Source organism: Peribacillus sp. NPDC097225 (assembly GCF_044761955.1).
Taxonomy (GTDB): domain Bacteria; phylum Bacillota; class Bacilli; order Bacillales; family DSM-1321; genus Peribacillus.
In genome coordinates this window covers 14,601-38,412 of record NZ_JBIWDJ010000011.1, presented here as the reverse complement: position 1 = coordinate 38,412, position 23,812 = coordinate 14,601, and the positions used below count along the sequence as shown (strand labels likewise).

General features: G+C 42.4%; 28 protein-coding genes and 2 pseudogenes. 15 read left to right on the top strand and 15 right to left on the bottom strand.

All coding sequences use genetic code 11. The features are described from left to right. Nucleotides 1-120: 120 nt before the first annotated feature. Both ACIQXH_RS19205 and ACIQXH_RS19200 read right to left on the bottom strand, forming a co-directional pair. Nucleotides 121-363: a DUF2584 domain-containing protein gene (locus ACIQXH_RS19205; protein WP_402875134.1), complete on the bottom strand. Its 243-nt coding sequence runs from the start codon at nucleotides 361-363 to the stop codon at nucleotides 121-123. 39 nt (nucleotides 364-402) lie between these two features. Then, nucleotides 403-1,191, bottom strand: coding sequence for an alpha/beta hydrolase family protein (locus ACIQXH_RS19200; RefSeq protein ID WP_402957029.1), 789 nt, complete (start codon nucleotides 1,189-1,191; stop codon nucleotides 403-405). 180 nt (nucleotides 1,192-1,371) lie between these two features. Between ACIQXH_RS19200 and ACIQXH_RS19195 the strand changes: the two are divergent. Beyond that, a pseudogene (locus ACIQXH_RS19195) lies at nucleotides 1,372-1,878 on the top strand (ABC transporter substrate-binding protein); the annotation flags it as partial. A gap of 18 nt (nucleotides 1,879-1,896) precedes the next feature. On the opposite strand, the gene ACIQXH_RS19190 reads toward ACIQXH_RS19195, so the two are convergent. From ACIQXH_RS19190 to ACIQXH_RS19180, 3 genes are all read right to left on the bottom strand, one after another. Further along, nucleotides 1,897-3,498, bottom strand: a complete 1,602-nt coding sequence (locus ACIQXH_RS19190) for a recombinase family protein (RefSeq protein ID WP_402875139.1) — start codon at nucleotides 3,496-3,498, stop codon at nucleotides 1,897-1,899. A gap of 61 nt (nucleotides 3,499-3,559) precedes the next feature. Beyond that, nucleotides 3,560-3,766 (bottom strand): hypothetical protein, encoded by a 207-nt coding sequence (locus ACIQXH_RS19185; protein ID WP_402875142.1) that lies wholly within the window; start codon nucleotides 3,764-3,766, stop codon nucleotides 3,560-3,562. 152 nt (nucleotides 3,767-3,918) lie between these two features. Beyond that, entirely contained in the window at nucleotides 3,919-5,349 is a 1,431-nt protein-coding gene (locus ACIQXH_RS19180) for a DHA2 family efflux MFS transporter permease subunit (RefSeq protein WP_403125330.1), read from the bottom strand. Between the two features lie 165 nt (nucleotides 5,350-5,514). Between ACIQXH_RS19180 and ACIQXH_RS19175 the strand changes: the two genes are divergently transcribed. The 5 genes and pseudogenes from ACIQXH_RS19175 to ACIQXH_RS19155 all read left to right on the top strand — a co-directional run bounded on the left by ACIQXH_RS19175 (nucleotide 5,515) and on the right by ACIQXH_RS19155 (nucleotide 10,267). Then, a complete protein-coding gene (locus tag ACIQXH_RS19175) occupies nucleotides 5,515-6,051 on the top strand; it encodes a TetR/AcrR family transcriptional regulator (protein ID WP_403125325.1) in 537 nt (178 codons plus the stop codon). Nucleotides 6,052-6,562: 511 nt separating this feature from the next. Next, the gene (locus tag ACIQXH_RS19170; protein ID WP_403080344.1) at nucleotides 6,563-8,062 is read left to right on the top strand and encodes a malate:quinone oxidoreductase; all 1,500 of its coding nucleotides are present in this window, start codon (nucleotides 6,563-6,565) and stop codon (nucleotides 8,060-8,062) included. A 167-nt stretch (nucleotides 8,063-8,229) separates the two neighbouring features. After that, a pseudogene (locus ACIQXH_RS19165) lies at nucleotides 8,230-8,691 on the top strand (ABC transporter substrate-binding protein); the annotation flags it as partial. 24 nt (nucleotides 8,692-8,715) lie between these two features. Further along, nucleotides 8,716-9,486, top strand: coding sequence for an ABC transporter ATP-binding protein (locus ACIQXH_RS19160; RefSeq protein WP_402957022.1), 771 nt, complete (start codon nucleotides 8,716-8,718; stop codon nucleotides 9,484-9,486). After that, nucleotides 9,476-10,267 carry an ABC transporter permease gene (locus tag ACIQXH_RS19155; RefSeq protein ID WP_403080342.1) on the top strand — a complete coding sequence of 264 codons (792 nt, stop codon included), beginning with the start codon at nucleotides 9,476-9,478 and terminating at the stop codon, nucleotides 10,265-10,267. The genes ACIQXH_RS19160 and ACIQXH_RS19155 overlap by 11 nt, the downstream gene beginning before the upstream one ends. Nucleotides 10,268-10,366: 99 nt before the next feature. Here the strand turns inward: ACIQXH_RS19155 and ACIQXH_RS19150 are convergent, their stop codons facing one another. From ACIQXH_RS19150 to ACIQXH_RS19140, 3 genes are all read right to left on the bottom strand, one after another. Continuing rightward, nucleotides 10,367-10,969, bottom strand: a complete 603-nt coding sequence (locus ACIQXH_RS19150; protein ID WP_402875153.1) for a hypothetical protein — start codon at nucleotides 10,967-10,969, stop codon at nucleotides 10,367-10,369. A gap of 94 nt (nucleotides 10,970-11,063) precedes the next feature. Then, nucleotides 11,064-11,525 carry an RNA deprotection pyrophosphohydrolase gene (gene ytkD / locus ACIQXH_RS19145; RefSeq protein WP_402875156.1) on the bottom strand — a complete coding sequence of 154 codons (462 nt, stop codon included), beginning with the start codon at nucleotides 11,523-11,525 and terminating at the stop codon, nucleotides 11,064-11,066. Nucleotides 11,526-11,622: 97 nt separating this feature from the next. Beyond that, the gene (locus tag ACIQXH_RS19140) at nucleotides 11,623-11,967 is read right to left on the bottom strand and encodes a hydrolase (protein ID WP_402875159.1); all 345 of its coding nucleotides are present in this window, start codon (nucleotides 11,965-11,967) and stop codon (nucleotides 11,623-11,625) included. A gap of 241 nt (nucleotides 11,968-12,208) precedes the next feature. Between ACIQXH_RS19140 and ACIQXH_RS19135 the strand changes: the two genes are divergently transcribed. After that, nucleotides 12,209-12,466 (top strand): DUF6154 family protein, encoded by a 258-nt coding sequence (locus ACIQXH_RS19135; RefSeq protein ID WP_402875161.1) that lies wholly within the window; start codon nucleotides 12,209-12,211, stop codon nucleotides 12,464-12,466. A 253-nt stretch (nucleotides 12,467-12,719) separates the two neighbouring features. After that, complete coding sequence (locus ACIQXH_RS19130; RefSeq protein WP_402875164.1) at nucleotides 12,720-13,253, top strand: isochorismatase family protein; 534 nt, start codon at nucleotides 12,720-12,722, stop codon at nucleotides 13,251-13,253. Between the two features lie 535 nt (nucleotides 13,254-13,788). Here the strand turns inward: ACIQXH_RS19130 and ACIQXH_RS19125 are convergent. Both ACIQXH_RS19125 and pdxR read right to left on the bottom strand, forming a co-directional pair. After that, nucleotides 13,789-14,241, bottom strand: coding sequence for a GNAT family N-acetyltransferase (locus ACIQXH_RS19125; protein WP_403125321.1), 453 nt, complete (start codon nucleotides 14,239-14,241; stop codon nucleotides 13,789-13,791). Between the two features lie 29 nt (nucleotides 14,242-14,270). Further along, nucleotides 14,271-15,674 carry a MocR-like pyridoxine biosynthesis transcription factor PdxR gene (gene pdxR / locus ACIQXH_RS19120; protein ID WP_403125318.1) on the bottom strand — a complete coding sequence of 468 codons (1,404 nt, stop codon included), beginning with the start codon at nucleotides 15,672-15,674 and terminating at the stop codon, nucleotides 14,271-14,273. Nucleotides 15,675-15,826: 152 nt separating this feature from the next. On the opposite strand from pdxR, the gene ACIQXH_RS19115 reads away from it, so the two are divergent. Then, nucleotides 15,827-16,741 carry a DMT family transporter gene (locus ACIQXH_RS19115; protein ID WP_403125315.1) on the top strand — a complete coding sequence of 305 codons (915 nt, stop codon included), beginning with the start codon at nucleotides 15,827-15,829 and terminating at the stop codon, nucleotides 16,739-16,741. A 52-nt stretch (nucleotides 16,742-16,793) separates the two neighbouring features. Here the strand turns inward: ACIQXH_RS19115 and ACIQXH_RS19110 are convergent, their stop codons facing one another. After that, nucleotides 16,794-17,234: a Dps family protein gene (locus ACIQXH_RS19110; RefSeq protein ID WP_402875179.1), complete on the bottom strand. Its 441-nt coding sequence runs from the start codon at nucleotides 17,232-17,234 to the stop codon at nucleotides 16,794-16,796. A gap of 122 nt (nucleotides 17,235-17,356) precedes the next feature. Here ACIQXH_RS19110 and ytzI point away from each other — a divergent pair, with 122 nt between their 5' ends. Continuing rightward, nucleotides 17,357-17,512, top strand: coding sequence for a YtzI protein (gene ytzI, locus ACIQXH_RS19105; protein ID WP_402875181.1), 156 nt, complete (start codon nucleotides 17,357-17,359; stop codon nucleotides 17,510-17,512). Between the two features lie 40 nt (nucleotides 17,513-17,552). On the opposite strand, the gene ACIQXH_RS19100 is transcribed toward ytzI, so the two are convergent. Then, nucleotides 17,553-18,026: an S-ribosylhomocysteine lyase gene (locus ACIQXH_RS19100; protein ID WP_402957008.1), complete on the bottom strand. Its 474-nt coding sequence runs from the start codon at nucleotides 18,024-18,026 to the stop codon at nucleotides 17,553-17,555. A 205-nt stretch (nucleotides 18,027-18,231) separates the two neighbouring features. Between ACIQXH_RS19100 and yidD the strand changes: the two genes are divergently transcribed. From yidD to ACIQXH_RS19085, 3 genes are all read left to right on the top strand, one after another. Then, nucleotides 18,232-18,450 (top strand): membrane protein insertion efficiency factor YidD, encoded by a 219-nt coding sequence (gene yidD, locus ACIQXH_RS19095; RefSeq protein WP_402875252.1) that lies wholly within the window; start codon nucleotides 18,232-18,234, stop codon nucleotides 18,448-18,450. 143 nt (nucleotides 18,451-18,593) lie between these two features. Continuing rightward, entirely contained in the window at nucleotides 18,594-19,535 is a 942-nt protein-coding gene (locus ACIQXH_RS19090) for a metal ABC transporter solute-binding protein, Zn/Mn family (RefSeq protein WP_402875186.1), read from the top strand. Nucleotides 19,536-19,648: 113 nt separating this feature from the next. Continuing rightward, a complete protein-coding gene (locus tag ACIQXH_RS19085) occupies nucleotides 19,649-19,810 on the top strand; it encodes a DUF1540 domain-containing protein (protein ID WP_402875188.1) in 162 nt (53 codons plus the stop codon). Between the two features lie 48 nt (nucleotides 19,811-19,858). On the opposite strand, the gene ACIQXH_RS19080 is transcribed toward ACIQXH_RS19085, so the two are convergent. After that, nucleotides 19,859-20,920 carry a DctP family TRAP transporter solute-binding subunit gene (locus tag ACIQXH_RS19080; RefSeq protein ID WP_402875191.1) on the bottom strand — a complete coding sequence of 354 codons (1,062 nt, stop codon included), beginning with the start codon at nucleotides 20,918-20,920 and terminating at the stop codon, nucleotides 19,859-19,861. Nucleotides 20,921-21,063: 143 nt separating this feature from the next. On the opposite strand from ACIQXH_RS19080, the gene ACIQXH_RS19075 reads away from it, so the two are divergent. Both ACIQXH_RS19075 and ACIQXH_RS19070 read left to right on the top strand, forming a co-directional pair. Further along, nucleotides 21,064-22,668 (top strand): ATP-binding protein, encoded by a 1,605-nt coding sequence (locus ACIQXH_RS19075; protein WP_402875194.1) that lies wholly within the window; start codon nucleotides 21,064-21,066, stop codon nucleotides 22,666-22,668. Then, entirely contained in the window at nucleotides 22,665-23,360 is a 696-nt protein-coding gene (locus ACIQXH_RS19070; RefSeq protein WP_402875198.1) for a response regulator, read from the top strand. Before ACIQXH_RS19075 ends, ACIQXH_RS19070 begins: the two co-directional genes overlap by 4 nt. A 44-nt stretch (nucleotides 23,361-23,404) precedes the next feature. On the opposite strand, the gene ACIQXH_RS19065 is transcribed toward ACIQXH_RS19070, so the two are convergent. Next, nucleotides 23,405-23,551, bottom strand: coding sequence for a hypothetical protein (locus ACIQXH_RS19065; RefSeq protein ID WP_402991844.1), 147 nt, complete (start codon nucleotides 23,549-23,551; stop codon nucleotides 23,405-23,407). Nucleotides 23,552-23,662: 111 nt separating this feature from the next. Continuing rightward, nucleotides 23,663-23,791: a hypothetical protein gene (locus tag ACIQXH_RS19060; protein WP_403125310.1), complete on the bottom strand. Its 129-nt coding sequence runs from the start codon at nucleotides 23,789-23,791 to the stop codon at nucleotides 23,663-23,665. Nucleotides 23,792-23,812: the final 21 nt, after the last annotated feature.

Here is a 23,812-nt window from a genome sequence, read left to right as displayed (position 1 = left end):
AATCGCACGAACGTCGAATTATGTGCCACCAATGGCGGAATGCTGGATAGTTCGGTCGAATTCCGTCCGTTCTCTACCACATAAAAAAGCGCATGCTAGATTCGCATGCGCTTCATGTATTCAATTCGTTGAATTCAGTGAGATCAATTGATATGTAATGTTGGTTTTTTCATTCATCCATTCGACTTTGCGGATGACGGCCGTTCCACTTGAATCGGATTGAATCGTTTTACGGACATCAATCGGGATGTCGATTGGATATATTCGGTACCCGGCTTTCGTCAGGCTGAACACATTTTCTTCTTCACGAATTTCGTTTCCCTTTGTCACGATCATGGTGTTGAGTTCCATAGGCATGCCCATGTATATCTCCTCCTCTGGTCAATATACTTCATTCTACCATTATTCGGTTTTACTTTTCATCCAAGTTGTTAAATCTTCGACCACTTTTCGATTGACCGCAGGCGGGAAAAAATGCGTGAATTGTGGGAAATACCAACTTTCGACAGGCTTATCGTGGGCCTTCAACCTTTTTTCCAGTCGATAGGCGTGTTCCACCGATACATTATCATCCCTTTCCCCATGAATGATCAGAACCGGAACATTCAATTCCTCGATGGCAAACAACGGCGTCCTGTATTCATATTGCTCCGGGCATTTCTTAGGACTACCACCGATGACCCTCTTCATCATCCGCCGCATATCGACTCGTTCGACATACGTCATGAACATATCCGACACTCCACCCCATGTGACAAGGGACGCAGCCGTCTGACAATGGATCGCCGTCCATAGTGCCATGATGCCACCCCGGGAAAAGCCGAGGATATGAATATGCTCCTTATTCACCCGTGGATGCTGCTCCAACAGGTTAAAGCCTGCTATCGCATCGAACCGATCTTCTCCGGCAAAATCCTCGTCCCCCTCGCCGCCTTGGTTGCCCCTATAAAACGGGGCAAAGACGATGAACCCTTCTGCCGCATACTGGATGATTCGTCCAGGCCTTACCTTGCCGACGTTTTTAATGCCACCCCGTAAATAAAGGAAAGCATCGTGAATGTCCCCATCCACCGGCTCAGCCAGTAATCCCTTTACCTTCAAACCTTGAGACATGTATGTGACTAAAAAAAGGTGAATGCCAGGATGTGGTGAAGGGAACCGTTGCTTTGAAATCATCCTTCCGTTCTCCATGTTCCGCTCCCCCTTTCTGTTTCCCTTATTGTAAAACATTCAATCGATTTTATCCCCTGTTAGGCATTCACCATTTTCCCACTCGTTCATACGATAAGATAGGCAAAATTCCTATATATCAAGGAGGAAGGTAAATTGAAGAAATGGTGTAAAGCGGGTGTCCTATTTTTACTTGTATGCATGCTAGTCATTCCCCTTGGGGCATGTGGTTCAAAGAAAGAAGAAACGACGAAGGTCCGTGTGGCCGAAGTGACACGCTCGCTTTTCTATACGCCGCAATATGTCGCGATTGAAAAAGGTTTTTTTGAAGAAGAAGGCCTAAAAATCGATTTAAAAACGACTGCTGGCGGCGATAAGACGATGACCACTCTACTGTCTGATGGTGCGGACATTGCACTCGTCGGATCGGAAACATCCATCTATGTCCAGGCGCAAGGGTCCAGTGACCCGGTCATTAACTTTGCCCAGCTAACGCAAACGGATGGGACCTTCCTTGTTTCACGTGAAAAGATTGAAAATTTTGAATGGGATATGTTGAAAGACTCCACCTTCCTCGGACAGCGTAAAGGCGGAATGCCGCAAATGGCGGGGGAATTTGTCTTGAAAAAACACAATATCGACCCGCAAAAAGATCTGACGCTCATTCAGAATATTGATTTTGCGAACATCGCGACCGCATTCGCATCCAGTAACAAAATGCATACTTCAAGGCGCCTCGCTATCAGGAAGTTCCTCCGTATTTTCATGTAAACATTCCCGAAGAGCTAAATTGAACGTAATCTGGACTTCATTTTTTCCAAAAACCACTTTATCCACAACCCTGGAAAGCATAGCCTTTTTCAAATCATTGTCCGCCTGCTCGAATTCGACCTCCCACTGGTCAGCTAGATCGACATGCCTTGATGAGGCTTCCTTTTCGATATTTGCTTTCAATCCTGTCATACGTGCCGTACTTTCAGCTATCTTTTTCTCTACACTTCCCATGGCACCCGACAGTTGGTCCGGGGTAAATGCACTATCTCCCCCCAATGATTTGATGATTTCACCATGTAGCTTAGCCAATTGCTTCGTCAGAACCTGATGTTCCTTCTCCAGCTGCTTTAGGTTCCGCTCAAGCTGGGCTAGATGTGATGCCTTGTGAGAGGAGAGAGCGAAGTAGGAGCCTATATCCAGTTGAGACAGAACGGCCTTCACCCTTTTCATCACGATGGCATCGTATTTTCTGCCTTCCCACGTACTGCTTACATGTTCGCCATTCATCCTGCCTTTATTAAGCGGGCACCTATAGCGATACATAACTTTGGCGGAGTGATCCTCCTTCCCCTTACTTTTGCGGTACAAGTAGTTGCCACTCAACTTTGCCCCACAATACTGGCAATAGGCCAACCCCGAAAACATCAGCTTCCCTGCCAACGGGATGCCTTCCTTGTCTTGCCGGTTTAATTTACTGCTCCTTGCACTCCTGATCCGCTCCGCTTCCTTGAATACTTCATCCGGAATAATTCGTAACTTCTCATTATATGGCTGTGTATTTCCGTCTTCCCCATTAAAGCCTTTATAGCGTTTGTTCCCGATATAAATCGGGTTGGCCAAGATGCGCTGAATGGTACTTACCCCATATATGTTCCCGTCCCTATTTCGATAGCCTTTGTTGTTCAAGTAATCAACAATTTTTCGATACCCCATGTGTCGGTCCACGTATAAACGGAAAACCAGCTTTATCATGGCGGACTCTTCCTCATCCACCGCCAACTCTTTCAGGTGTCTGTCTTTGTTCTTCCAATGCACCCGGTCTGTTTCAAGGATTCTATAACCAATCGGGGCGGCCCCACCTTGAAAATAGCCTTGCTCACTTAGCTGCTTTTTAGCTTCCCGTACCCTCATAGAAGTTTTCTGGCTTTCCCCGTCGGATTGCCAGAAACTGATATAGTTCAACAGCTTGTCGATATGTGTTTCCGTGTTCCGCTTTCCTTCTTGCGTGGACCAGACCTCTACGGCATTCTGATTCAGGAAATTGACGATTAAAGGCGTTTCATCCTCCCGCCTCCCTAATCGGTCAAACATGAACACCAAAAGAACATCCAATTCCTTGTCCAGGGCCCCTTGTTTAATCGTATTCAGGGCATCCCTTTCGTCCGCTTTCTTCGACCAGCCCGAAACCCCTTTTTCTATTAATTCCTGAGTGATGCGCCAATCCGGCCTATTTTTCACGAATTCTTGGCATGCGTTTTTTTGAATGGGAATATCATCATCCGTAGCCATCTGCTTCATGGTGGATACTCGATACAGGCACCAAACCCGTTTCATTTTCACACCCCTTTTTCCCTGTTTCATTCGGTTAAAATAAAACCCTCATTAAAACGGTGCCTCAAAACCATATCCCCCTAAAAAACGCTTTAAGCCCTTTTCTCGCCACCTCGTTCCTCGCCTCACTCTTAGCGAACTTCAAAGTCACCTTCACCTTATAATCGGAGATCTCCAACAAATAATCGTATTCTTCATCTGTTCTGTGCTGGTATTCCGTTGTGTCCCATACAATCAGTTTCCCTTTCCCTCCATTTGCTTCCTCTGTCATCGCCATCACCCCGTTGCCATGGATTCCTATAATCTATGGCCGTCACGATGATAGTATTAATAGTCTTCTAATCACTACCCGTAGAATACTGGGGCAGAATGAGATACATAAGGATAGAAAAAAGCCAGTACCCGAAAGTACTGGCTGACCAATTATGATGGTTGTTTAATCTTTGCTGTAGACGGAACAAACAGGGTTAACACGAACGCGATAATCGCTAGGATGGTCATGAAATAATAGGCATCACTCGAACCCAAGATCGAAGCTAGTGCGCGGATGGATTCACCTGTAGCATTTGGTGTATCCCCCAACAATGTTTCCGCATGCTTTGTCGTTTGTGCCGTAAACACGGTAACGACAATAGCCGTTCCAATTGCCCCTGCAATTTGGCGAACCGTATTATTCACGGCTGTACCATGTGTCACTAGTGTTTTCGGTAAGGCATTCAAACCGGCCGTGTTTAATGGCATCGTAATAAAGCTCAATCCTATGCGAAGGAAAATGGTCCGCACCATCAAAAAGACGAAGGTCGTCGATTCGGTTAAATCTGTAACCACCCACATGGACGGAATAATGAAAATCAACCCGATGATGAATACCGGTTTCGCGCCTAAGCGGTCAAACAATTTCCCCGTGACCGGAGACATCAAGGCGTTGATGATAGCACCCGGCAATAATAATAAACCGGCGTCAAATGCAGTGAATCCTCGACCATTTTGTAAATAGATCGGCAATAGGATCATATCCGCATACATCATCATCGTAACGAAGATGTTAATGATGGAAGTTAGCGTAAATACTTTATTCTTAAAAACCGATAAGTTAAGGAACGGATAAGATGATTTTATTTGTCTCATACAGAAAATCGCTATCGTCACGATCCCTACAAGTATGGTCATTATGACAACCTTATCATCCCACCCATGGCTCCCGGCATTACTGAAGCCATATAGAATAAGACCAAATCCGATGGTTGATAAAATAACACTTGCTACATCCAACTTCACTTTTTCTGTTTCCGAAACATTGATTAAATATTTCACCGCTAATAATATGACGATCACGACAAATGGAATGATCCCGATGAATAACCAGCGCCATGAATAATATTCAATAACGAAACCGGCCAATGTCGGTGCAATGGCTGGAGCGAATATGATCGCCAGTCCCATCAACCCCATCATGCTTCCCCTTTTTTCTGGAGGGAAAATAAACATGACGACGCTCATTAGCAATGGCATAATAATTCCTGCCCCAATGGCCTGAATCATACGTCCCATCAGTAAAATAGCGAAATTCGGTGCTACCGCGCACAAAATAGAGCCAATTAATAAAAACAGCATCGAACTTATAAATAATTGGCGTGTAGAAAAACGTTTCATTAAATAGGCCGTAATCGGGATTAACACCCCATTCACCAACATAAACCCAGTGGATATCCACTGCACGGTTGTAGCGGATACAGAAAATACCTCCATTAAGTTACTTAGTGCAACGTTTAAAAGGGTTTGATTTAAAGTGGATAAAAAACACCCTAAAATCAACACGGTTAATAATACCTTTTTATTGATTGGTTCCGACATATTACCCCTCACTTCATTTGCTTTTTTAACACCTTGTCAATAAAATAGATAGTACCATTCATTTTTTTGGATGCCTATTCACAATTTGTTATGAAGTGTTAATTAAACAACAGATTTGTAAAATATATTGAAAAAGTTCGAAATAATAGATGAAGGAGGTTCACGTTGTCGACACAAAAAAAGCAGGATCCCCGTGCCCTTCGCTCTAAGCGAATGATTAAAAAGGCCGTCACAGATATACTGATGGAAAACCCTGATATATCGAAGCTTACCGTACAAAAGATATCGGACCGCGCAGAGCTGAATCGTGCAACTTTTTATTTACACTTTGTCGATATTAATGATTTATTAAAACAGTTGGTCTATGATATTTTCGACGATTTATCGTCGGAATTGTCACCCATCCTGCAAATTGATAATTTGAATCATGAAGAGCAATTAATTACATTTTTGGATTACTTTTATAAACACCGAAAGCTTTTTGCCGTGCTTTTTGCCCACCCGGGGTTCAAGAAAAAATTGCATATGATCTTAAAGGACTCCATTGCCATAAAACGTGTAAGGGACCGGACAAAGGAAGTAGCGTTATCCATGGATATTCTCGCCTCCTCCATCCTGGGTGTCATCATGTGGTGGCTTAAAGATGGCGTTCATTTCAGTTCCGAATATATTGCCAAACAAATTATTGAACTCTATCGATAATAAGATTAACAAACCAAATAATCAAAATGCTCTTTTTTTACATTTATTATGCATTCTTTTCATTAAAAGGTGTAAAATAAATATCGACCGGATTTATCAAACTATACAGTCCCATATTTCGTCTTTATTTACGTTCTCCATTACTTTCCTCCTATAAGAAATACGGGTGGAAAATCCAATTGGATAAACTTTTTCTGAGAGTGTTTTTAAGATATAATGGAGATAATGTATAAATGGTAGGTCATGTTTCATTGGTTTTACCTATTGGTATTGGGTTTATGCTCATAACCAAAGCAGCGATATAATTTACGTTCACTACTTCACATCATCTATATTTTAACGATATAGTATTATTGGCTATTTTAATCTATTAAAAAAAGCAATACAGTATGATATGCTTATAATAAAGACAGGAATGATGTGTGACCAGGTCACGCCTTGGCTTATTGTGACGCCTAAGCAGGACCACCTACATCCTTTCTGCAAATTTTAGGGTATAAGGATGGTAATGATGAGCAACGGAGAAATCAAAACAGACGTCATCTTAATTGGTGCCGGGATCATGAGCGCGACTTTGGGGACAATGCTTAAAGAACTAGTACCGGAATGGGAAATCAAGGTGTTCGAAAAGCTTGAAAGCGCGGGGGAAGAAAGCTCTAACGAGTGGAATAATGCGGGGACAGGTCATGCAGCACTGTGTGAACTTAATTACACAACTGAAAAACCAGATGGTTCTATTGATATTAGCAAGGCCCTTAAAATTAACGAACAATTTCAACTTTCAACTCAGTTTTGGTCTTATCTTGTAAAGAACAAGCTGATAAATAATCCACAAGACTTCATCACGTCATTGCCACATATGAGCATGGTTCAAGGGGAAGAAAATATTGCGTTCTTAAAGAAACGTTTTAAAGCGCTATCTGAAAGCCCTCTATTCCAAGGGATGGAATTTTCTGAAGACCCTTCAAAATTAAAGGAATGGATTCCACTTATCATGGAAAACCGTCCATCGAATGACCGCATTGCGGCCACTAAAATCGACTCTGGAACAGATGTTAACTTTGGTGCCTTGTCGCGTATGTTATTTGACCACTTAGAAAATAAAAATGTAGATATTAAATATAAACATTCTGTTGATAACATTAAACGGGCTAACGACGGTTCTTGGGAATTGAAAGTTCGTAACGCCAAGGGTAATGTTGAACGCCATAATGCTAAATTCGTCTTCATCGGCGGCGGGGGCGGAAGCTTGCACTTACTGCAAAAATCCGGTATCCCTGAAGGAAAGCATATTGGTGGATTCCCTGTCAGCGGAATCTTCATGGTATGTAATAATCCAGAAATCATCGAGCAACATCATGCCAAAGTATACGGAAAAGCTAAAGTTGGAGCGCCACCAATGTCTGTTCCGCATCTTGACACACGATTCATCGATAATAAAAAATCATTGCTATTCGGACCGTTTGCCGGCTTCTCACCGAAGTTCCTGAAAACAGGTTCCATGTTTGATTTAATCACTTCCGTCAAACCGAATAATGTCTTGACGATGTTATCAGCAGGCGCAAAAGAATTGCCTTTGACTAAATATCTGGTTCAGCAACTTATGTTATCGAAAGAACAACGCGTTGAAGAATTACGTGAGTTCATCCCTAACGCTAAAGTTGAAGATTGGGATTTGGTCGTAGCTGGACAACGTGTTCAAGTTATCAAGGATACGGATAAAGGAAAAGGAACGCTTCAATTTGGTACGGAAGTCATTACAGGGGCTGATGGTTCGATTGCCGCGTTATTGGGTGCATCACCAGGTGCTTCAACAGCCGTTCATGTTATGCTTCAAATCATCGACAAATGCTTCCCTGAACAGAAGCAAGAATGGGAACCGAAACTTAAAGAAATGATTCCATCTTACGGCATTTCCTTGAAAGATAACCCAGACGTTCTTGAAGAAGTTCATGCTTCTACAGCAGAGGTACTTGGTTTACACAAAAAAAAAGAAAAAGCCTATAATTAATATTCGATAACCTTCAATCTGAAAAGGATTGAAGGTTTTTTTATTTATTTTAACTCAAAACTCTCCCCCTCTATTTATTCCGCCAAACTGGAAATCATGACATAGACCATAAAAATAGATTCACTAATCTTCCCATACCATGATTTGTATGTATCTTGTTATCCATTGCCTTCGCATCCGGTACAGGTGATTTCGTCCAATTGTTTGAACCGACTGCCAGTGTGTTCGAGAAAGAAGGCAAGGGCCATATTGTCGCTTCCTTTGGTGCAGAGTCCGGTCATCTTCCCTATACCACCTTTATGGCCAAGGAAAGTTATCTGAAGGACGATAAAGAGACCGTAGAGAAATTCACTCGAGCCTTGAAGAAGGCACAGGATTGGGTGCAGGAAAATGATGCAGCAGAGGTCGCCAAAGTGATTCAACCGTTCTTCGAAGATATCGACGTTGACACGATGGAGACCGTTATCGACCGTTACAAGGAGCAAGGTTCCTTTGCACCGGATCCGATTCTGGATGAAGAAGAATGGAATAACTTGCAGGATATCATGGACGAAGCCGGTGAATTGCCTACACGCATCAGCCATGATGAGCTTGTCAATACGGACTTTGCAAAAGAAGTCACCAAATAAGGTACAGAGTAAGGAGGATGTCTCATGGGATTTTTGACGATCGAAGACATTCACCACACGTATTTTTCAAATCAGGCGGCTCAAACCGCACTTGGGGGCATTTCTCTCGATATTGAAAAAGGTGAATTCGTCTCTTTTCTTGGCCCGAGCGGTTGCGGGAAAACGACCCTGCTTTCCATCATCGCCGGACTGTTTCCACCCACCTCTGGGAAAATCCTGCTCGAGAACGAACCGCTTGGGACGGATCATGATTTTCCGATTGGCTATATGCTTCAGCAGGATTACCTCTTTCCATGGAAGACGATAGATGAAAATGTTACGTTGGGATTACGTCTATTGAAGAAAAATGAAGGATTGGAACGGGTCAAAGCGTTGAAGTTATTGAATGAGGTCGGGTTGGCCGGATCTGAAAAGTCGTATCCACGCGAACTCTCAGGTGGAATGAGGCAACGTGCTGCCCTGGCCCGGACACTCGCCGTTGACCCGAAGATCCTGCTTCTTGATGAACCGTTTTCCGCCCTGGATTATCAAACGAAACTGAAACTGGAGGACCTTGTATCGGAAACACTGAAATCGTTCGGAAAGACTGCTGTCCTTGTGACCCATGATATCGGTGAAGCGATTGCGATGAGTGACCGGATCTATTTGTTCGCTGCGAAACCGGGTAAAATCCATAAGACATTCGATGTGCCTATGGAACTGCGTGAACTGACACCTTTCCATGCCCGTAATCATCCAGAGTACACCGCGTTATTCCAAACAATTTGGAAGGAGCTTGAAAGTCTTGAATATTGAACAGCTTCATGGCCAATATAAAGCCTCGTTGAAAAAAGAAAAAAAGCTGGTCCGTGTTTATCAGCTCCTCATTTTCATCGTCTTTTTCAGTGGGTGGGAGTTGTTTTCACGGATGAAATGGATCGATCCGCTCATCTTCAGTTCCCCTTCGAAAGTCTGGCATTTATTTTTAACGAAAGTGGCTGATGGTTCCCTGCTCTCCCATTCGGGTGTGACGCTATTCGAAACCGTACTCGGCTTTCTTATCGGGACACTGCTTGGGACGGTGCTCGCATCCGTGCTTTGGTGGTCTCCTAGACTATCCAATATCCTTGACCCCTATCTCGTGATTTTAAATGCGATGCCAAAAGTGGCCCTTGGTCCCATCATCATCGTCGCATTCGGTCCCGGCTTCCCTTCGATCATTTCCATGGGTGCGATCATTTCCATCATCATCACCACGATCGTCGTCTATACCGCTTTTCGCGAAGTCGACCCAAACTATCTGAAGGTCCTTCAAACATTCGGGGCCACACGGTTACAGTCGTTCCGGGAAGCCATATTACCTGCTTCCTTTCCAACCATCATCTCCACCTTGAAAGTGAACGTGGGACTCTCATGGGTGGGTGTCATCGTCGGAGAATTCCTTGTTTCGGCAAAAGGGCTCGGCTACCTAATCATCTATGGATTCCAAGTCTTCAATTTCACCCTCGTGATGCTTGCCTTGATGATCATCGCCGTCTTCGCAACAATCATGTACCAGCTTGTCGAACTGCTTGAACGAAAATTGATCAAGGACTGACCTAGCTGCTGATCGTACATCGGCAGTTTTTTTGTAGTTATTCCTTTTCATGATAGGCAAAACAGCATGTGCCTTGTAAGGGGCCATGCTGTTTTACAATCAATAATTAGTTTTCCTGTTTTTTTGTACGTACTTTTTAACAAGCTTCATTTTCCCATTTTTAGATAATGAATATTTTTTCACGTCCCAAGTATCCGTATATTTTTCAGCATTCGGTTCTTTACCTGGATCCCAATTTTTCTTCATTCTTTCTATTGCCACTTCTATCGTATTAGCAGAAAGGAACTTCGTGTCTAATCCTGCTCCACTTGTATATCCTTTTTTCAAAAAGACTTTACCATTAGAATGGACGCCTACGATGGTCGTTCTCGCACCGCCGCCAGCGATTTCCGTATAATACAGAAACGTATCCTTCTCTTTTGTTTCTGTATATTGCATATATCCAAATGTGCTCGATAAATATTTCAAGCTCCACACTTTCTTTTTCCCTTTTTTAATAAAAGGCGTATAGTTCCATTCATCTCTTTCTTCTATTCCCACGCTCAACCCATTTTTTAGCTTTTTGGAAAATTCACCTGTTCCACTATCATTCATATGTACGGGATAGACCTTCGCCTTTGCTTTTGCTGAGGTATGCGTTAACGGAAAGACCAGACTAAACATGAACAGGACAATCAATAGTAATGTACCTTTTTTCCTCAATTCACTCACTCCATAACTAGGTATTTATATCCATTACTATTTTACCACTTATTGTCGTAAAAAAAACAGCCTGCTGACTGTCTCTTTGCTCATGTCATCCTTCCATCATGCTTTGAAGCCGTTCCAGGCTCAGCGGCAGGATTTCGTCTTTCATGATAAAACTGTACTCCTTCCCTGGGACGTCCGGCAGCTTAGCCAAAAGGAGCGGTCCGTCCGTCTCCAGATAGTCCTTTTTGCTTTCCAGACCACCTAGCTCGGCGAAATAGATGGATTTGATGAACGGTTTTATGGGATCATGGACCTTGTATTGCCCTAAAAAAATCAACTCGTTCACCAATCCGCCTGTTTCTTCATACACTTCACGCTTAGCTGCCCCTTCAATCGTTTCTCCATCCTCCCGCTTGCCACCTGGAAATTCCAACCCGCGCTTCCGGTGTTTCGTCAATACCCACTTGCCACTGTATCGGCATATGACAAATACATGATAGGCATCCCCGAAAGCCTCATCATGTGAAAACTCGACCATATATCCATTTTCGTCTATAAAGCTTTTCATATTTCCCACAACCAATCCTTATTTCACCCATTTCTCTCCATTTGAGTTATACTTATTATAAGATAAAAAAATGAGAATGTAGCAAAAAAGATGACCTCTAATATTCGAGGCCATCATCTGTCCGCTTTGCCTGCAGAATACCCATGCTTTCGATATGCCGCTTGCCTTCTTCTGTTCCTAGCATATAGATCATTTCATAAATCTTTTGAAGCGTGACATCCTGTTCATCGTTTTCACGGTCATAATGATATTGTAAATACGGTACGTGGGCACGATAAAAATTATCTTCCCCTACTGAATAATTGTAATCGAACAATTCCCGAAGCTGGATGATTTCATTATCCGTTGCCTCGATTTCAAAATTCCAAGGAGAACTTTCCCGGTCCTGCGTGATTTGCCCGTTTGGGATGTATACGTAATACTTTTTCCTGGTTTCTTCCATTCGTCATCATCCTTTCCCTAACTCCTACGCTTATTTTCTCACCAGATTCCACCTTCATACGATGGAAAAATTTGTTTGCACAAATGGGAAAGATGTTAAATAATAGATTAAAGTATCTTTCAAAGGGTAAAACATATAATAAGCCCAAGCATCCTACAGATTTTTATATGCATCATGAGGTTTTTTTGATAACCTACATATAAAGAGATAACGGATTTTCAAGAAATGTGAGGTGAAAGTTATGAAGTTGATTGAAGAATTGTACAACATGTACCGTAATAAATTGACTGGTGATGAAGAAGACATTGATATGCTAACCTTTGCTGTCCTGGAACAATTGGACCGCAAGGAAATTTTCGAATTGCTTCAAGAGATGGATGACCAAGAACTAACCGATCTTATGGGCCTTTACATTATTGAAACGTTAAAAGGAAAATTCGCACAAAATAGTTTAAATGATACGAAACCTACTCACTTTTCACCAAGGAATATACATTAATTACATACCATATTAGGCGTCCCGCATCTTGGGACGCCTTTCTTTTTGTTGTCTGTTAAAAGGGTTACCCTTATTTATTGCCGAAGTTCGCTAAAAATTGTCATACAACGGCTTGTACTTCCTCTAATTTTTCCGGTTTTAATAGGCTAATCATCTTAGGGATAAACTCTTGATTTAGGGGAAACTAGATAGAATATTACCTCATTTTAAAAAAGCATTAGAAAGGAACAATCCAGAATGAGCGGGGATGTTTATGAACACGGAAAAAAACACGGCATTACTTATAATTGATCTTCAGATAGGACCATTTTTGAAGGAAAAACTGATATATAAAGGAGATGAATTATTAAACAATATTCAATTTCTCATTTCAAAAGCCCGTATTGAGCAGATCCCCATTTTTTTCACGAAACACAATGGTAAAGCGGGAACCCTTAATCAGAAAGGAAATCGTGGATGGGAAGTTCATCCGTCGATCCCTCTTTTTAAAGAGGACGTTATCATTGAAAAAGATTTTCCTGATTCCTTCCAACAAACGGATCTTCAGCAACAATTAGTAAACAAAAAAATCAGTCGAATTATTATAACAGGGATTCAATCGGAAGTTTGTGTAGATGCTACTTGTCGTCGTGCATATAGCCTAGGTTATGAAGTGATTCTTGCAGAGGATGGTCATAGCACATACGACTCTAACATTTTAAATGCTTCTCAAATTATCAATCACCATAATGATATACATGCTCAATGGTTTGCAAATGTACAAAAAACGAAAGATATTTTCTTGTAGGTATTTCACAGTCAGCAATTTGAGTAAAGAAAATGGGAATAAAAGCTTTACAAAAAAATCAGTTCATTCAATACTTTGTCTAAGCTTGGATATTAGGTTTTTGTATGCCTTCCTTTTTTATTTCTGAAGGAAGGCATACAAAAACAAGAGTTCTTATAAAAAAAAACGTTATACCTGTACATTGCTCAGGTCTTCGGTAAGGACCATTATGTGAACATATTGGTCCTTTTTTGATGTTATTTCGATTCTTTTTTTTAGATATACATAGCAGAGAACAACTAAAGCTGGAACTATACTAGGAAGGAAACGGACGACAAAGTGAAGAGGCATAAATGTTGTTACATCAACGTTTATGCCTCTTCACTTTTTTCAATTCGGGCTCCCCCCTTTTTGGACAGCCCCTTTTTTTGATAATCTTCATTATTGAAACAAATAGAGCTGAAAAAGTGTTATATAACGATTAAAATGTCTATTTAGATAATTTGCTATCATTTTGATTGTAGATTCTCTCTTAAAAAAATTCGATCATTTCGATTCAACATATCTTCATCGTCATTAACACTCTAGACTCACTTGTCGTATAACCATTTTTCGTGAAAAACATCTCCGGTTTTCCTTCGCCTCTCTCAGTGGATAAATAGGCCGAATCAACTTTTTTCTCTGCTAAGATTTCCGTCAAATAGTTTAACAAGTTTGTGCCAATAGCTGTTTGTTGAATGCTACCACACACACAAATCTCGTTTATATAGTAGCTCTTGTTATCAGCCCATTTCCCTTCATTTCCAACTAAAAATCCAATTAATTGTTCCTCGGAATTATAATAACCGATTCCTATGTATCCAGGAGTCCTGCTTATGTCCAACAAGCGTTTGTAAGAAGTCTTCACACTCCAAGGTTCATTCCAAAGATTGGAACTAAAAACGCTGGTGAACAGTTTTGCTGCTTCCTCTAAATCCGTATCTGTTAATAACCGAATATTGCGTTCCATCGAAGACCCTCCTAATTTCCTCAGTCTACCTACTTCAACTTATCGTCTTCTAAATCCCAGGCACCTTTCAATTTCTTTATGCCCACTTGTATTTCTTCTTCTGATACCCCTGCGAACCCTATTAAGACAGTGGTGGTCGGAGGTTGCTTTGTATAAAACAGTGAAGCGGGATAGATTTTCACGCCATGCATTTTTGCTCTCTCAATAAGCTCTCCTTCATTAAACCGTGAGTCCACGTCAAGCAAGATATGCAGTCCTGAGTCTCCTCCCCGAATCTTCACATGTCTTCCTAATTCGCTTTGGATGGTCTCTAATACCATCTCTCTCTTTTTTTGATACAGCTTTCTCATTCTGTTGATGTGTTTTTGCCATTCACCCCTTTTGATAAATTCAGCAAGCGTAAACTGAATGTGACAGGATACCGTTTGTTTATACAAGGAAGTGATTTCGGTACCTTTTTCTAATAGAGGTGCAGGAAGAACCATATAGCTGATGCGCAACGAGGGGAGAAGGGATTTAGAGAAAGTGCCCATATAAATGACCCGGTTATGCTGGTCAATCCCTTGCAAAGAAGGAATCGGCTGTCCGCTGTATCTATACTCCCCCTCATAATCGTCCTCAATGATATAAGATTGATTATCCGCTGCCCATTTAAGGAGCTGCCTTCTTCTGTTGATCGTCATGGTGGTGCCGAGTGGAAATTGATGAGAAGGCGTTACATACACAAGAGATGGATTTTTATTTCGGATTCCCTGCATACAGATTCCCTCTTCATCCACTGGCATAGGGGGAATCTTCATAGAATTGATTTCAAAGATCCTCCTCGCTCTCGGAAAGCCCGGATCCTCATACCCTATGGAAATATCCCGCCCAAAAACTTGGCATAAGATCTGCAACAGTATAGGATTACCCGCCCCTAAAATGACCTGTTCAGGTTGACAATGAACACCGCGTGAATGATATAAGTGTTCGGCAATAAGCTCTCTCAACACAGGTTCCCCCAATATATTCCCTGGCCGATAAAGCTGTTGACCATATTGATCTAAGCTACTGACCATACTTCTTCGCCAAGAAGAAAAAGGAAAGTGAGTTGAATCCACATGGCCATAATGAAAATCAATCCATTGTTCATTCTCCTTTACTTTGGGCTTAATGGAAGAGTCGTTTGCCATATGTACAAAATCGGCTTCCCTATAATCCACATACCAGCCGCTTCTCGGCTTGCTCACAATGTACCCTTCAGCCGCAAGCTGATCATAGGTACGCTCGACTGTCGTGTGGCTGATTGAAAGCTGAGACGCGAGCACCCTTTTGGAAGGAAGTTTCATCCCGTTTTGAAGATGCCCTTCCTGCATCTCTTTCTTGAAAAGCTGATAGAGCTGTTGATAAAGGGGCGTATCGTGGTTTCGATTTAAAAAAAATGTGATATCCACTTCGATGATCCCTCCTAACTGGCATGCTTTTATTTAAAGAAACTGGCTGTTTATTAAGAACCATTTTCTGTTTATATTCATTGTAATCCATAAAAAGGAATAAGACGCAGATAAAAAAGGATGTTGGAGAAATATGATTGGGAGTGATTGTAATGAAGAAAACATCAAATGGTTGGGTGAACGGTTTTATTGGCGTACTGATTTTTAGCGGCTCACTGCCTGCGACTCGCTTAGCTGTAGCGGATTTCGATCCAGTGTTCCTTACCTTATGCCGCGCGGCGATAGCAGGTGTATTGGCAGGTGCCCTTCTTCTTCTCTTCCGGCAGTCACGTCCTGAAAGAACGGATATCGTCCCTCTTATGATCGTAGCGGTTGGTGTCGTGGTCGGTTTCCCACTGCTGACTGCCTTGGCCCTGCAATCTGTCACATCGGCACATGCTATCATCTTCATTGGTCTACTTCCGCTCTCGACGGCTATATTTGGGGTGATTCGGGGTGGGGAACGCCCACGTCCCTCCTTCTGGATATTTTCTGCTGCTGGTAGCTTCCTGGTTGCAGGCTATGCCCTCATCCAAGATGGGGAAGCTTCCCCAATCGGCGACATTTACATGGTGGCCTCGATCATCATATGTGGTCTCGGTTATGCTGAAGGCGCTCGACTCTCACGGAAGCTAGGGGACTGGCAGGTGATCTGTTGGGCTCTCGTTCTATCCCTTCCTCTTATGCTTCCACTTTCCGTCTATCTATCCCCGGATTCGTGGGACGACATTGGTGGACCTTCACTATTGAGCCTTGCTTATGTATCTTTATTCAGCATGCTCATCGGCTTCATCTTCTGGTACCGTGGTCTCGCTCAGGGTGGTATAGCGGCGGTTGGGCAACTGCAGCTCCTTCAACCATTTTTCGGGCTGTTGCTTGCAGCTGTCTTTCTGCATGAGGAGATTGGTCCCACACTCATAGCTGTGAATATAGCTGTGGTGCTTTGTGTGGCAGCGACTCGGCGTGTAGCAAGAACACCACGAATGAAAACCGAGACAGAAGACACGAGAAGTGATTTGACGAAATAGATCTAGAAACAAAAAAAGGCCCTACCGAAGTAGGGCCCATCTCATTCTAAGCTTAGTTTCCTAAATAAGCACGTAGCATCCAAGCATGTTTGTTCAAGCTTTTCTTCATGCTAGTAAGCATATCGGCTGTTACTGGATCTTCCTCTTCAGCGGCTTCGATGATTTCTAGGAATTCCGTAGAAAGTTTTTCGAAATCGGTGATGACGCTTTGTACCATATCTTCTGTATTTTCTTTACCTGTCGCTTCTTCAAGAGTCGTCAATTCTAAATATTCTTTAAGCGTAGCGACCGGTTTTTCTCCGATGGCTAAAAGTCGTTCAGCTAGCTCGTCCATGTCTGTACCGATTTCTGTGTATAATTCTTCTAGTTTTTGGTGAAGTTCAAAGAAGTGAGGTCCATTTACGAACCAGTGGAAATTGTGGATTTTTGTATAAAGGACATTGAAGTTTGCAATTTCTTTGTTTACTAATTTACCTAATTTTTTCTGAGTCATAATATCTACCTCCGTTAGTTGGTTATACCTATATAGTTCCCTCTCCACAAAAATTGAAACCTTTATCGCTTCAATTCTTATGCTAAAATGAATATATAATTTGTCCCAAAGGAGCTGTCAATATGTTTACGGTTTTAGTGATATCCATCATAGTCATCTTGATTGTACTAGGGCTATCCGTCCTGACGATCGGTAAAGGCTATAGCTACAAGCATACTGTCGATCCAATTGACCCGCTGCCAAAAAACGAAGAAGAGGAAAAAGACCAAGATAAATAAAAAAAATCCTGTCTTGGAAAAGACAGGATTTTTTTAGAGTTTAACCGAATACTTTATGAAGGTCCGCTTTATCTTGTGATAACCAGAAATTCATCAATTTCTTGGCCCCTTCAAGATCATGCAATTTTGCTTGGCCGCATTGCTTTTCGTTAGCAGCTGGAATTTCCGTGATTTGCAGGGCATCCTTGAACGTATCTTCCAATACGTCGATGATTTCCGTCACGGTCGGCTCACCACTCACAACCAGGTAATATCCTGTTTGGCAACCCATTGGCGAAATATCGATGATATCAAAATGATCGTACTGCTCGGAATGCTTACGAATGTTGAACGCGAGCAAATGTTCCAAAGTGTGGATCGTATCCGGCTTCATCGCTTGCTTGTTCGGCTGGCAGAAACGGATATCAAATTTATTAACAACACCATCTGTTCCGACCTTATGGACACCGCAATGTCTTACATAGGGGGCTTTAACAGCATTATGATCTAATTCAAAGCTTTCAACTGAAGGCATTTTATTCACTCCTTAATTGTATGTCTCTTCTATTTTACCTTGAAACACAATATATTTCACCCTTTTAAATTTATGCCAATTGGCTGACCAGGCCTAAAATCCTTTCCCACATCCTTTATTAACCTTCTAGAAAACAAAAGAAATATGGTATAATAAACGATAGTGAATTTATTCGAAAAGAGATGAAAGTGCCTTGCTGAAAAAAATGATCATGGGCATCATACGTTTTTATCAGATCGTGGTTTCTCCATTAAAACCGCCAACTTGCCGTTTTTACCCTACCTGTTCTCATTACGGTTTAGAGGCCGTGAACCGTTTCGGTCCGATCAAAGGAAGCTGGCTAGCCATCATCAGGATTCTTAAATGCCATCCGTTCCATCCAGGTGGTATTGACCTTGTTCCAGAAAAAAAGAAAAAACAGTAATAAGAAGGAACGAGTCAAAAAAACCTTGCTTTTCGGAACGATTTTATGTATTATACTATAGTCAAATCGTAATCATTTCGTTTTCAAAACCATACATTTTAAATCGTAATCAATACGAATTATTTAAAAAGGAGAATTTTTTCATGAAAAGAAAATTATTACTTTCTCTTTCACTCATTGCAGCATTGGCCCTTACAGGTTGCGGCAAGTCTGAAGGAAAGCAGAAGGAAGATAAAGATGTGCTGGATATATACACGACCGTTTATCCTCTGGAATATTTCACGGAAACCATTGGGGGCGAATTTGTGAACGTTGAAACGGTTTATCCTCCGGGTACAGATGAGCATACCTTCGATCCCTCCCAAAAGGATATTGTAGGCATGGCGAACTCAGACCTATTTTTCTATATTGGATATAATTTAGAGGGCTTTGTCACAAAAGCTGAACCGATCTTAAAGGGTGAAGGCGTAACTACGGTCGCTGTAGGTGAAACCGTTTCAGTAGATGAACATAATGAGGAACACGATCATGGAGAAACCGATGACGATGGCCATGATCATGGCAGCGTCAACCCACATCTATGGCTAGACCCCATCTATTCCATTCAGATGGCCGAAACCGTGAAAGACGAGTTAACGAAGCAGATGCCGGAACAGGAAAGCTACTTCACATTGCGTTTTAACGAGCTTTCAGATAAATTGAAGGCACTCGACAAGCAGTTCGCGAAAACAATCAAGGCCGGCCGTACGAATAAGGTAATTGTTTCCCATTCTGCTTATGGGTATTGGGAAGAACGCTACGGCCTAGAACAAATCGGGGTAACCGGACTTACATCGTCAAATGAACCGTCCCAAAAACAGCTGGCTAACATCGTCTCCATGGCTAAAGATGAAGACCTTCATTACGTCATCTTCGAACAGAATATCAGTTCCAAGCTGACCGAAATCATCCAGAAGGAAATGGGAGCGGAAGCACTCGAGTTCCACAATCTTTCCGTTCTGACAGATAAGGACATCGAAGCCGGTGAGGATTACTTCAGCCTCATGGAAAATAACATCAAGACCCTACAAACGGCATTACACTAAACATATCAGGAGGCGAACCCACATGGTTCGCCTCTTTTCCATTTTTAATCCAGTGTAAATGCACTTCCTTTGTTCAAAGCTATAGATGTACCATTAAAGGAGGAGGAATTCATATGGCTCAGGATGTAAAATGTGCTGTTGACAGCTGTACGTTTTGGAAGCACGGCAATCGTTGTTCCGCTGATATGATTAAAATCGAGCACTATTCCGAAGAACGTGCTCACACAAGCCATCAAACTGGATGCCGCACCTTCAAACCCGCTGAGGATTTGTAAGTTCATAAGAAACCGGACTCAAAGATTGGATTTGAGTCCGGTTTTTTTTCACTCGATATATTTCTCGCGTATTCTTTCCATCTTCTCCATCAAGTCTTTTCCGATGACTGGCTCGAATTCAGGATAGATGCTTGTCATTTCTTTCATCCACAGCTTTCTCTCTTTATCGGATAAGGTATAGACTTCAATCGTGGATTTCTCTTCAATGGCTTGTAGCTGGGTTTGGTTCATTTCCTTCGCCTTGTCCCAAAGCCAAGATGTTGTATCATCCATCGCCCGCGTGATTTGCTGTTGGATATCCGGAGGAAGGTCTTCCCAAAAGGATTGATTCATCATGACGACATACCCTAAATAGCCATGGTCACTTATGGTTAAATATTTTTGCACGTCATATAGCTTCTTGGAATAGATATTGGAGATCGTATTTTCCTGGCTATCCGTCTTCTTGATTTCGAGACTTTTGAATGTGTCATTAAACTCCAACTTCGAGGTTGACGCGCCAAAGTGTTCGAATTGACTCTCCAGCACAGGACTTGGCATGATCCGGAAGTTTTTCCCGGACAAGTCTTCAGGACGGCGGATGGGCTCATTGCTTGTCATTTGTTTAAAGTTATTGGACCAAAAGGCAAGACCCTCGATATTTACCTCAGCTAAATGATTCAGAAGTTCTTCTCCCACTTCCCCATTCAGCGCTTCTTTGAGGGCAGCATCCGTGGGAAAGATATAAGGAAGGTCCAAAAGCATCCATTTTTCCGATATGTTCGTAATTTTAGAAGTGGTCGGTGCAATCATCTGCACCTTATTTTCTTGTAATGCCTCTATTTCTTCGCGATCACTATACAACGATTGATTCGGATACACCTCAATTTTGACACGGTGATCGGTATATTCGTCCACAAGGGCCGCAAACCGGCTTGCCGCCAAACCCTTGGGTGTATTCTCAGCCACCACATGACTGAACTTAATCACGATTTGATCCTCCATTCCAACCTGTTCCTCATCTATGGGCAAATCGAACCCAAAGCTTGTAAAGAACGATTGAAAGGCGATATAAACCGCAACCAATACCCCTATTCCGATTAACACCAGGTATCCCCCGTAAGCACGCATAGTGACATCTCCTTACCGAACGCTTCACATTATACGTTCATTCTATCACAGCTTTTTCACCGTTGTATGACAACCTAGGAAATTGGGCGAAAATAACCGAAGATTCTGGTAGTATTAAGGAGAGATCTAATGGAGGAAAACAAATGGATAAATCCTTTCATATGCCGATTCAATTAAAGATCACCCTGCTATCCTTTATAATCGTGGCCTTTTCCATCCTCATTGGTGGGATTATCATTTTTGGGAATATCGTCTCCATCAGGGAAGAGGAAACCGGTGCCCGTTCGATGATCACGGCCCATACGATTGCAGAACTTCCCGAAGTACAAAAGATGGTCCTGGAACCGGAAGGCTGGACCGAACTGAATCCCATCATTGAAAATTTAAGAAAAATTCATCAGGCCGATTATATCGTTGTCCTGAATGAAAAACATATGCGGTACTCCCATCCGGTTTACAGCCAACTGGGGACCTTATCGAAAAGCAATGATGAGCGTGCCGCTTTTGCAGAACATGAATATATCTCGAAAGCCGTAGGGGAACTTGGCGTTTCCGTTCGTGCCTTCGTTCCCATCCTAAATGAAGAAAACAAACAGATAGGTGTCGTCCTTGTCGGGAACATCCTGCCGACGATCCCGGAAGTCATCACTGACTTAAAGACGGAAATCCTGCTTCTTCTCTTTTTGACGCTTCTGTTTGGTGTATGCGGCTCATGGCTACTGGCCAGGCGCATTAAAAAGGAAACCTTCCAGCTTGAGCCCCACCAGATTTCCCAGATGCTCGTTGAAAGGACGGCCGCCTTCAATGCCATGCATGAAGGGGTCATCGCCATTGACACTAATCAGATCATTACGATATTCAATGAAAAGGCCAAACAGATGCTGAACATAAGCGGTTCCGTGATCGGCAAAAAAATCACGGATGTGGTGGATGATACCCGCCTCCCAGAAGTTTTGGAACGGACAACTCCCATCGTCAATCAGGAAATTTCCGTCCAGCAAAAAAACATCCTGAGCAACCGGGTACCGATCAAGATAGACGATAAGACCGTCGGCGCCGTGGCCATTTTCCAAGACCGGACGGATGTGACGAAGCTTGCCGAGGAACTGACAAGCGTAAAGGCATTCGTGGAAGCTCTGCGTGTACAAAATCATGAACATATGAACAAGCTACATACGATCGCCGGATTGATACAACTAGGAAATTTAGACGATGCTCTACAGTATATTTTTCAGATCACCGAGGAACAGGAGGAATTGACCAGGTTCTTAACGAAGCACATACACGATGATAATTTAGTGGGGCTGCTTTTGAGTAAGGTTTCCATAGGCAGGGAGCTTGGCATCGAGCTTACCATGGATAAGCATACGAAGCTGGACCGCTTTCCACCTGACTTGGATTATCATGATTTTGTCTTGATTGTCGGAAATCTGATAGAGAATTCTTTTGCGGCACTGAAATATTCGACCGAAGAATCCAAGCAGGTCTATCTGTCCATCTATCAAGATGAACGGCATTGTCAAATCGTGCTGGAAGACAATGGACCGGGCATTCCCGAACCTATACATAAGGATATTTTCGAGTATGGTTTCACGACAAAAGGTTCCGAGGGATCGGGAATAGGACTTTATCTAATCAATCAAATTGTAAAAAAGGCGCATGGCGAAATGAGTTTTACGACGCGGCCTAACGAAGGGACCAGCTTTTTTCTTTCCTTTCCCATGCAGGATATAGAGGAGATCAAATGACCAATCAAATATGTGTACTTTTAATTGAAGATGACCCAATGGTCCAGGAGGTAAATAAACAATTTATCGAGCGCCTTTCCGCCTTTACCGTGGTGGATACGGCTAATAATGGACTGGAAGGTCTTGAAAAAATCAAGAAGCTAAAACCGGATCTTGTCATTTTGGACATCTTCATGCCGAACTTGAATGGCGTGGATACGCTTTATCAAATAAGGAAAGACCAACTTGATGTCGACGTCATCATCATCTCGGCGGCCAATGATCAGAAAACCATCCGGAAAATGATTCAGAATGGAGCCTTTGATTATTTAATCAAACCCTTTAAATTCGAAAGGCTGCAACATACACTTGAGCAGTATTATGCCTTTCGCATGGAAGTTGAGCCAGATCATTCTATCTCTCAAACCCAACTGGATCGCCTTCTCTTCCAAAACCAATCGTCTCCTAAGCAGACATTGAAAAAAGATGTCCCCAAAGGGTTGAACGGGTCCACTCTGGAACAGGTCACGAAATTCATCAAAACCCAACCTGGCTCTCTATCCGCAGAGGACGTCGCCGATGGAATCGGCATTGCGCGGGTGACGGCCCGACGCTATCTCGAGTACTTACATGATGAAGAAATCCTTCAACTTGATGTCCAGTATGGCAATATTGGCCGCCCTGTCAATCGATACCGCCTTAACAAGGAATAGCCCATATAAAAAGGGACCGATTCATACCATGAAGACGGTTCCTTTCATGCTTCCTTCGTCCGGTCATACATTCCCCATTTTCTTTTCAAAAGAAACAACTCGCACTCCGCTAATGCAGTGATTTCCTTAATGACAAAATCCGGCATCCCCCTTCTTAACAAAACCTCTGCAATAAGGTACGGCTTTTTCATATTCTTCCCCCCTCCCTTTCTCTAAAATGTTTTCGCTTTCTTACATTATACAAAATAATCCATAAAAGGAAAAATAGACAAAGCCCCATTTTTGAGTTATTTTAATAAGGACTAATCATTCAATCGATAAATGAGGAGGAAGGTAAAACCAGTTACGATTGTAATAGAGTCGCCGAACTGGAAACCGATCCAGTTCTCTCCTTTATCCATAGCAAAAAAGCTGCCCCATGACAGCTTCATCTACTCACTATAATCTCCCCC